This is a genomic window from Neobacillus paridis, from assembly GCF_016765675.1.
Lineage (GTDB): Bacteria > Bacillota > Bacilli > Bacillales > Cytobacillaceae > Neobacillus > Neobacillus paridis.
On record NZ_JAESWB010000035.1, the window covers coordinates 1 to 626 of the forward strand.

Consider the following 626-nt stretch of genomic DNA (forward strand, 5'->3'; position numbering starts at 1 on the left):
CATCCTGTGAGCCAAGTCGGATTCTTCCAACCTATTCTGCAAATCGACGTCGCCCGCTTCTTTGGCATAGTCGCTAATGATTTTTTTAAAGGGTGAATAGAACTGGCCATTTTCCTTTCTCGGTGATTTGAAGCCAGTCGAAGGATTTACCGTCGAGGGCTTTACACCGGCTTTCGATGATTTGCCTGCAGCCGACGACTTCACAAGGTGATTGTCCGTTGATTGAAAATTTTTTGCCGGCGCAAAAACACTTGTGGCCGCATCCTGCGCGGGCCGGGAGGCAACCTTAGGCTTAACGGAGACGGACAACCTGCTCCGCGCTACCCCTGTGTCATCTTCTGCCTTTTTGGTGGCGACAGACGTTCGAAGCGAACTCGGAAATTTAGCCGGTGCATCGCACGACGTAAGCTGCATGATGAACTCCTCCTTGTTTCGCGTTGGAAAGCCGGTTTGGAAATGCAGGGAACTTGGGCCTTGAAAGGGCTGGCGTAAGTAACAGCACGCCCTGCTCGGTTCTCGCTTCCCTGATCGGCAGACCCGCCAGAAAACAGGCTCCTAATCAATCAGGGATTCCCCTCCCACCCGCCGCCCAGCGCCTGGATCAACGCCACCGCCACGATCTGGCG

1 protein-coding gene is annotated in these 626 nt (G+C 54.3%); it reads right to left on the reverse strand.

Annotated features, from left to right (window positions below; translation table 11 throughout):
- Positions 1-414, reverse strand: a 414-nt coding sequence (locus tag JK635_RS04340; RefSeq protein ID WP_202652769.1) for a hypothetical protein, incomplete at its 3' end; no start/stop codon positions are given.
- Positions 415-626: the final 212 nt, after the last annotated feature.